Below are 4,615 nucleotides of genomic sequence, written 5' to 3' on the forward strand. Positions count from 1 at the left end.
CGGATGCAGATGCAGATGCCGACGCGGATGCCGACGCCGACGCGGATGCGGATGCTGACGCAGATCTCGAGCCCACGGACGACGTGGCCTCAGCTGAAGTGAATCTCTTGCCGACAGTGACGGAAAATGTTCCGCTTGGAAGCGACACCTACCTCGCTGTCGTCAGCCTTGCAGGTCTCGATCTTCAGCTATTTGCAGATACAGTCGAATTTGACGTGGAGACCGGTCACAAACAGGATCTCAATTTCGATTTCAGTGGAATACTCGGGGCTGGCGTTCTCGGCGACTATAGTCTTGTCGTGCAAAAGTGGGACGCCGCAACGCAGCAATGGACAAGCATTGACGGTGGAGGACCTGCCACGATCCTATCACTGTCACTTTTTGGCGGAACAAGCGGGACCGTACCGGGACTTGATCCGGGAGAGTACCGCGCATTCATGGGATTTACGGGCCTGCTCGGCGTAGGAGTTGGTGGCACATTAACCCTTGATGGCACCGACTATAATTTTACTGAAGTTGGAGGTTATGAAGCTGTCGAGGTGAGCGGCAACGTCATCGATAATGATGACGTACCGGCCGGAACAACAGTTCAAAGCGTCGACGGCCAGACTGTTGATCAGGATGGGACTACTGTACAAGGCGATTTCGGCGAGCTTCTGATCCTAGCCGACGGCACCTATACCTACACGCCGTTCGCGAATGGAGCGGGAATCGGCAAGGTCGACAGGTTCGAATACACGGTAGTGGATGCAGACGGCAATATTGGCACTGCCACCCTTTATGTCCAGATTGGCAGCGACGATGTGACTATGACCTGGAGTGACACCGACCCGAGCCTTCCAGCGACGTTCGAATTTGCCGCGACGGGCGATAGCGCAAACGCTTCGGTCGTTTGGGACAATGTCACGGACGACAATTTCTATACCACCACCGGTTCCACATTGCTCTCAGGGGGCCTGGGGCAGACGAGCACATATATCAGCAGCAGCTTCGTCATTACTGATAGTATGGAGGTCTCTGGCAGCATTAGCGTTTCCGTCTTGCTTGCTGCGCTGTCGAATGGGGCGCTCCATCTCGAACGAGAAACGACACCAGGCAGCTGGCAGCAGGTGGCAACCGATTCCTTCAACATCATTGTTGGAGGTCTCGGCACCGTGGCATCGATCGACCTCTCTGAACTTGATCTGGCTGCCGGCACGTACCGTGTCCGCTCCACTTTGAGTGGCACGTTGGTAAACGTCTCGGCGACCATAACGACTGATATCGATGTGACATATACGGACCAATATGAAGTCGGAACTGCGACCGGTGATAGCGGCAACCTGCTTGCCAATGACGATCTGGGCTCCACTTTCACGAAGTTCCAAATATCTGAAGGAACGAGCTTCGTTGATGTGACGGATGCCAGAACGGTCGATGGCGAATATGGTACACTGACCATCAATGCGGATGGCAGCTACAGCTACGCGCTGAACCCGGATCTCGCGCATTTCAATACGCCGCAAACCGACACGTTTGAATATCAGCTGATCCATCCTTCAGGAGTGGCTGAGCAATCCTCGCTGGTCGTGACCGTGGATCCCTCCGGCGCGGGCGTGCCGGATCAGGCCATGATGTTCGTAGCCGAAGACATATCCGGTCTTGATAGCATCGACGTTACGGCAAGCGACGACCCGCCCGCATCAAATTCGGACAATGACGACCGGCTCTCTCAATTGATTGAGGACGATACGGAGGAACTGACGGTACCGCTCGATGATCTGGCTGCCCTCAGCGAACCTGAGGACGGTGACGCCGATCTGAGTTCAACAGAAGAGCGGACGGATATATTCGAGATGCCCGAGCCGGTGGAACTGCCTGTCGATCCATTCGGGCACCTGGTGGCCGAGGATGAACTGAACCCCACGCAGTCGACTGTAGTCTGAACGATCCAAGGCCGGCATGGGGGCATCAATGCCCTCATGTCGTCACAAAGGAATATCCATGCCCCTTTCCGACATGACGACGGAACAATGGCCTGATCCTAATGCTGCCGGCACTGATTTTGCGAGCTGGAGCGAGGCCCTCCAATATGTGGCACGTCATTATGGTGTGCCGTTCTCGCCCGGCGGGGCACAACAACTCGCCGAAGGACTTCAGGCGATCGAGACATATGATTGGCTTGCGCGCCTGGCAAGCAAAATGGGCCTGCAGATAAAACGGGCAGCCCCGACACCGCGCCTACTCAGCAGTTGGCGATTACCGGTTATCGTAAAGCTCTCGGACGGTGCCGTGGGCGTCGTAACGGGTCTTTCCGCGAGGAAGGACGCGTCCATCGTGCTGAGCGGAGAAGGCAGCGTTGCAACGGTCTTGCCGCTAGACGTTCTGCTGTCGCAGACCGAATTCATCATTCTGGCGCGGCCGCAACGCGGAACCGTCGATGAGCGGGTCGACGGTTACATTGCCCCTTACCGGGAACATTGGTTCCGTTCGATCGCATTTCGCGACTTCGGCTCATATGGTCATGTCATGCTGGCATCACTTGTTGCGAACATTCTGGCGCTGGCCGGCGTGATGTTCTCAATGCAGGTTTATGACCGGGTGGTGCCGGCCAAGTCCTTCAACACGCTTTATGTCTTGTTCATCGGTGTGCTGATGGCCGTGTTCTTCGACTTTATCATGCGCCGTCTTCGCACCCGCATCATCGACATCATCGGCAAGCGCACAGACATGCGAATCTCCGATCTGGTTTTCGGTCATGCGCTACGGGTAAAGAACCAGGAACGGCCTACCTCAACTGGCACATTCATTGCCCAGTTGCGCGACCTGGAACAGGTGCGCGAACTTTTGACCTCCACCACAGTGTCAGCAATTGCCGACCTTCCATTCTTCATCCTGTTCCTCTTCATCTTCTGGCTGATTGGCGGACCGATTGTGATCATCCCGGTTGCGGCACTGTTGCTTCTAGTCTTACCGGGCCTGTTGGCACAGCGCAGGCTGCGTGCTGCCGCCAATGAGGCAATGCGGGAATCCTCACTGCGCAATGCCATGCTCGTCGAAGCCGTTCAGGGCATAGAGGACATCAAGACACTACAGGCTGAGGATCACTTTCAGCAGCGCTGGAACCATTACAATGCCGTGTCTGCTGACGGACAGCTTCGCCTGCGCGCCATTACCAATGGTCTTGCCGCGTGGAGCCATACAGTGCAAACTGGAACATTCGCCGCCGTGGTCTTCGTCGGCGCGCCGATTGTCATGGAAGGCAACATGACCACGGGCTCCCTCGTTGCCTGCTCCATTTTAGGCTCCCGCATGATGGCGCCCATGGCGCAACTGACACAAATCCTCGGTCGATTTCAGCAGGCTAAAGTCGGGTTGAAGAGCATCGATGCCATTCTGCGCATGCCTTCGGATCATCCCGACAACGAGACACGAGTAAGTGTCTCCACCCTGCGTGGCGCCTACAGGATCAAGGGTGCTGCTTTTCACTACGGTAAGGGTACAGGCCGGCCGGCGCTTGCCATCGGTGACCTGACAATTGCCGCTGGTGAAAAAGTTGCCGTTCTGGGCAAAAACGGCGCGGGCAAATCGACCCTTCTCCTTGCTATGGCGGGCATGGTTGAACCGGCAGCCGGTGAATTGCTGATCGATGACCTTGCACTTTCACAGATCGACCCTTCCGATGTCCGTCGCAATGTAGGGCTGTTGACGCAGGATATGCGCCTGTTTCACGGCACGATCCGTGAAAACGTCACCCTAGGCGCATTGCACGCACCCGAACCATTGCTTCTTGAGGCACTTTCGATGACGGGAGCGGATGATTTCGTGCGAAAGTTCCCGCGTGGTCTCGACCACCCGATCCTTGAAGGTGGAAGAGGCCTCTCAGGCGGACAGAAGCAGGCATTGCTATTGGCGCGCCTTCTCATTCGTGACCCATCCGTCGTCCTGCTTGATGAGCCCACCGCAGCAATGGATGAAGGGACCGAGCGTGAGTTCATAAAACGCTTGCGATCCTGGAGTGCGGAGCGAACGGTCGTCGTCGCAACGCACCGCATGCGCGTTCTTGAACTTGTTCAGCGCATCGTCGTTGTAGAGAGCGGGCAAATTGTTCTCGATGGTAGCAAGGAGGAGGTTCTCAACACCCTACGTGGTGTCAAAAAAACTGTGGCGCCGAACGGCGTGCGCCGAAAAATGCCGGAAACGAAGCCCGCAGCGGCGGTCAACAGCTTTCCATTCAAGACGACACAGGAGGTGTAAATGGCGGCATTCAGCGAACGCGATTTCTCCAGGCGCGGCGGTTGGGCATTCGGCGACGATGACGGTCGAAACCTCACCCGGTCCACACGCGTCGTGCAACTTTTCGTCACTCTTCTGGTGGCTATGCTCGTCTGGGCCTATTTCGCAACGCTCGATGAGGTCTCAACCGGCGATGGCCGTGTTATCCCCACCAGCCGCGAACAGGTCATACAATCACTGGAGGGGGGTATTGTCGCAACGCTTCATGTGCGCGAGGACCAGGTGGTCGAGCCCGGCCAGATTCTCGCGCAGCTTGATCCCACAAGAAGCGAATCCGATGTTGAGGAAAGTGCCGCAAAATATCGTGCTACGCTCGCTGCCGCGGCGCGGCTTGAAGCTG

General features: G+C 56.6%; 3 protein-coding genes. All 3 read left to right on the plus strand.

Features of this window, described 5'->3' with window-relative positions; translation table 11 throughout:
• A partial coding sequence (locus tag T18_RS24395) for a BapA/Bap/LapF family large adhesin (protein ID WP_075807863.1) occupies window positions 1-1,925 on the plus strand: 1,925 nt, incomplete at its 5' end.
• A 58-nt stretch (window positions 1,926-1,983) separates the two neighbouring features.
• The gene (locus tag T18_RS24400; protein ID WP_038497356.1) at window positions 1,984-4,236 is read left to right on the plus strand and encodes a type I secretion system permease/ATPase; all 2,253 of its coding nucleotides are present in this window, start codon (window positions 1,984-1,986) and stop codon (window positions 4,234-4,236) included.
• Window positions 4,237-4,615, plus strand: a 379-nt coding sequence (locus T18_RS28075) for a biotin/lipoyl-binding protein (RefSeq protein WP_323455275.1), incomplete at its 3' end; no start/stop codon positions are given. It abuts the gene before it with no gap.

Origin of the sequence: Rhizobium sp. TBD182 (assembly GCF_001950375.1) — a bacterium.
Lineage (GTDB): Bacteria > Pseudomonadota > Alphaproteobacteria > Rhizobiales > Rhizobiaceae > Agrobacterium > Agrobacterium tumefaciens.

Bases quoted from the DNA above. Each gene is read 5' to 3' on its own strand.
- T18_RS24400 (WP_038497356.1), top strand. From the start codon at position 1,984: ATGCCCCTTTCCGACATGACGACGGAACAATGGCCTGATCCTAATGCT.